The organism is Paraglaciecola sp. (assembly GCF_030730205.1).
Lineage (GTDB): Bacteria > Pseudomonadota > Gammaproteobacteria > Enterobacterales > Alteromonadaceae > Paraglaciecola.
Map to the genome: position 1 here is coordinate 1 of NZ_JANQVQ010000078.1, position 4,548 is coordinate 4,548.

5 protein-coding genes are annotated in these 4,548 nt (G+C 42.4%); all 5 read left to right on the top strand.

Annotation, left to right across the window (positions count from 1 at the left end):
* The first annotated feature begins 108 nt into the window (after positions 1-108).
* Positions 109-285, top strand: coding sequence for a hypothetical protein (locus tag NWQ57_RS06930; RefSeq protein WP_306021413.1), 177 nt, complete (start codon positions 109-111; stop codon positions 283-285).
* 4 nt (positions 286-289) lie between these two features.
* Positions 290-832, top strand: coding sequence for a hypothetical protein (locus tag NWQ57_RS06935; protein ID WP_306021414.1), 543 nt, complete (start codon positions 290-292; stop codon positions 830-832).
* 2 nt (positions 833-834) lie between these two features.
* Complete coding sequence (locus tag NWQ57_RS06940) at positions 835-2,703, top strand: DNA phosphorothioation-associated putative methyltransferase (RefSeq protein WP_306021415.1); 1,869 nt, start codon at positions 835-837, stop codon at positions 2,701-2,703.
* A gap of 122 nt (positions 2,704-2,825) precedes the next feature.
* Positions 2,826-3,908 (top strand): DNA sulfur modification protein DndB, encoded by a 1,083-nt coding sequence (gene dndB / locus NWQ57_RS06945; protein WP_306021416.1) that lies wholly within the window; start codon positions 2,826-2,828, stop codon positions 3,906-3,908.
* The coding region (locus tag NWQ57_RS06950; protein ID WP_306021417.1) for a phosphoadenosine phosphosulfate reductase family protein at positions 3,908-4,548 on the top strand (641 nt) is incomplete at its 3' end. The genes dndB and NWQ57_RS06950, both read left to right, overlap by 1 nt.

Consider the following 4,548-nt stretch of genomic DNA (forward strand, 5'->3'; position numbering starts at 1 on the left):
CAACAAATAGTTTATACCCAGTAAACAGCCGTGTTAGATTTGCTTATCTGTTGCTGTTGAGGTGTTTAATCTTTTAAAGCGCTGCCCACAATATAAAGGTGCAACACAATGAACCACCAAAAACCCCCATTTGATCATGCCAACTGGTTAAGCAGTAAAGAAGCGAAAAAGGCATTAAAAGTATCAGGCTGCCATCTGATGCATTTGCGTCTGTCAGGCAAATTACAATTTCGTAAAGAGGGCAATCGCTACCTTTATCTAATCTCTAAGCAGCCTGAGTGTTAGGCTCGTGCAAACTTTTGATAACCTGTACCAGCAACTAATTAACTGGCATAAAACCAAACACAATTTTAGCGCTACAAATGTGCCTTCACCTTTGTCTGAATCCGCCTTGACGGAACTAACAAATAATATTCTGCTGCCCCTATCTGAAAAGTTCGGGGCAATAACCATTACCTATGGCTTTACCAGCCCGGCACTTAGTCGTTTTATTCAACGCAATAATTCTGCAGGCACTGCACCAGGGTTAGATCAACATGCTAGTTGTGAGCAAAATAGCAAAGGCTCGACGATTTGTAAGCGCGCTGGCGCAGCCTGTGATTTTTGGGTGCAAGGCTTTGAATTGAATATGCATGAAGTGGCATTGCATATTTGCCAGCATTTACCGTTTGATAAGCTGTACTTTTATGGTCGCCACCGACCTATCCATGTAAGCGTGGCAAGTCAATCATTAAGGCATTTGCAAGTCATGCAAAAAAGCCAAAGTGGTAGACGAATTCCTGGTAAAAAAGCCTTTGGTGACAAGGCAATAGTATTAGCAAAAGAGCTTTAAAAATGAATGCAGAACAGTTTAGTGAATTGGTAAAACACCTCAATGTGGGTAAAAAACTACCAGATGCTATTTATATCCATGCAAGCTGCTTAGAGCAAATACCGGTTAAATTAAGTGGGCTAATAAACGCGGTAGGCAAGGCACTTAAAATCCCTGAAAACAAATGGAATATCGTTAAACTCTCGCGAAACACTTTTTCGCTAAGTTTGTTGCATTACCCCACGTTTTTTGAAGACTCTTACCCGGCTCTGCATCAAAGTGTCACCGTTGATCTAGCCAAGCTTAGTCACAAAATAACTGACTATAGCAATTACGACAATCCACCCATCCTGCACCGCAAAGAAACCATGATCCCTAAAGATCATGCGTACTACGAAGAATTTTGTTTAATTACCTCAGAAGGTGAGCAAGCCGGACTATACGACAACCCCCGGCACATAGGTTTTAAAGCGTCGTGGCAGGCGATTATTCATTCCCACGGATTTGAATTAGTCGATGGTCGGCTATTCCGCAACTCAGCGTTGCTTGAAAATCAAACCAACAAAAAAATAGACCGAGATAAAACCGCAATCGTGCGCTACGAGTTGTCATCGCCAATGAAGCTTTTAGCAAAAAATGGTTTTCTCGAAGGGCAATATTCTATATTTGACTACGGATGCGGGCGCGGTGACGATTTGCGTGAGCTGGAGGCTCATGGCTTAGATGCCTTAGGTTGGGACCCAAATTTTTTGCCTGATGCACAAAAGGTCAATGCAGATCTGGTGAATATCGGCTTTGTTATCAACGTAATTGAAGACAGAAATGAACGTACCGAAGCCTTACAAGGCGCGTGGCAGTTAACCGAAAAGTTATTAGTTGTTGCGGCCATGCTGGCCAATGAAAACTACTTAGCCCAGTTTACGCCCTATAAAGATGGCATTATTACCAGCCGCAACACCTTTCAAAAGTACTACTCGCAAAGTGAGTTAAAACTGTTTATCGAGCTCAGCTTAGATGATCAAGCAATTGCAGTAGCGCCCGGTATCTACTTTGTATTTAAAGACAAAGCTTTAGAGCAAGAGTTTTTACAAAACCGCCACAGACGGAGTCACACTTGGGAACATAAAACCCAACCAATAGTGGCTAAAGACGCTCAAAACCAGCTTTTAATCACTCAGCATCAAGAATTATTCGAGCAATTTTGGCAAACTTGTCTGCTTTTAGGGCGTTGCCCTATGGTGGATGAATGTAAAGGTGCCACACAGCTTGTAGAGCTAATAGGTTCAATCAAAAAGGTATTTCGATTAGCAAGCGCGTTTTTTGATAGTAATGAATTAAAAATAGCTGCACAAATGCGTAAAGAGGATTTGCTGGTGTATTTTGCAGTTGGGCTATTTGGCAAACGCAAAGCTTATAAACACCAATCAGAGCAAACAAAGCGCGACGTTCAAGCGTTTTTTGGAACTCACACCAATGCCCAAACCCAAGCCAAAGACCTACTGTTTAAAATAGCCGACATCGAGCAAATCGAACAAGAGTGTGTACAGGCAAACGAAATGTTACCGGCCAGTGTGTTAGATCATGAGCACAACAAACCCCACTCACTGACATTCCACAAAAAGTATATGGACTTGTTATCGCCACTTTTACGGCTTTATGTTTGTTCTGCTCTTCAACTTTACGGTGAACTTGACGACATTCAACTTATCAAGATACATATCACCTCCGGCAAGTTAACGTTGTTAGGGTATGAAGACTTCGAGACTGCGGCGCAGCCTCGGTTGAAGGAAAGAGTTAAGGTTAAGATGGCTGAACAGGATGTTGACTTTTTTGATTACGTAGACACAGTAAACCTACCACTACTGCACGATAAACAGCTTTACATCGCATAGACACCAACAGTTTATAAGAAAGACTTTCACCGAAAAAATTACGAAAAGAACTGATATTATGATTTGTAATTACTTTTGTACGTGATATTATTACGTACCGATACGTAATAAGGCTAACGACTATGGAAAAGTTTGACAGCAACTACTGCTATTCCTTTCCTGCAATTAGAGCTATACAAGCGGGTAAACCTTTTTATATAGCAACCTGCCCACTGCGGATTATTCCTAAAATATTTATGTATGACGAAGAAGAGGTTCCGGTTGAGTTACGCGCTCAAAGGACTCTCAACAAAAGCCGCATACCTGAAATGACACGCTATTTACTCGAGTCGCCAAAGGACTACGTATTTTCTGCATTAACCGCATCTGTTGGTTCCGATGTTGAGTTTATCGAAGCAGAGAGTATGAATAACCTTGGTACATTAAGAGTACCAATGGACGCGCAAATGCTGATAAATGATGGACAGCATCGTAGAGCCGCGATTGAAGAAGCCATTAAAGAAAATCCTGAGTTAGGCCAAGATAATATCGCCGTTTTATTCTTTGTTGATGAAGGCCTAAAGCGTAGCCAACAGATGTTTGCCGATTTAAATAAGTATGCTGTCAGGCCAAGCTCTTCGTTAGGCACCTTGTATGATCACCGGGATCAGGCATCTGAGTTAGCGCGTTATCTGTCAATTAACGCAAAACCCTTTGTGGGCTTCACAGAATTTGAGCGTTCAACCATTTCGGTAAGAAGCAGCAAAATCTTTACGCTAAGCGGAATCAAACAAGCAACGAGAGCGTTGTTTGGTAAAGGGCCCAAGGATGGCTTTAGTGAGGCCGAGAAAAAACAAGCAGAGGCCTTTTGGAACAGATTAAATGAACATATGGTTGAGTGGCAGCAGGTGCAGGCAAAAATATTGTCTGCAGCTGAATTCCGACAGGAATTTATAACTGCACACGGTATAGGTTTGCAAGCGTTGGCTTTTGTCGGAAAGGAAATATCTGCTTTGCAGCAAAACGAGCAAGCTGAAAAGTTTGCGAACCTCAAACGTATCAATTGGCTCAAATCTAATTCTGATTGGTCCAACCGGGCAATGCAGCATGGCCGCTTGTCAAAAGCCACATCGAATATATTCCTGACTGCCATTGAAATTAAACGACAAATAGCACTTCCTATCACTGAGGAAGAACTAGCTAAAGAAAAAGAACTATTAAGCTAATGATTTTATTAAACAAACATGACATTGATGAAGACTACGTTTCCTTCATTGAAAATGAACAGTTCTCAGGACGGTACCTAAGCGAGTATATCGCGGATACTCAACGAGTCTATTTGGCTGATAAACGCCCCTGGGTTATTGGTTATAGCGGCGGTAAAGACTCTTCAGCTGTTATGGCTTTGGTCTATTTAGCCTTATTGGGATTAAAGCCAGAAGACCGGCATAAGCCGGTATTTGTTGTTGCTTCCGACACCCTGGTTGAAACACCGATAGTGGTCAATCATGTCAATAACTCGCTCGCTGCAATAGAGCGCGGAGCTAAGCGAGACAAACTACCAATCACATCTCACAAAGTCGTGCCGAAAACCAACGAGACATTTTGGGCTAATTTACTAGGTAAGGGCTACCCGGCACCGACACGCAGTTTCCGCTGGTGTACCGAGCGAATGAAAATTGATCCGGTAAGCTCTTTTATCACCGATAAAGTAAGCCAATATGATGAAGTTATTGTTGTATTAGGCTCCCGCTCGCAAGAGAGTGCATCACGTGCGCAGGTTATTGCTAAACACAAAATTGATGGCACGGTGTTAGCCAAGCACACTACGCTGTCCAATGCGTTTATCTACACCCCTATAGACAC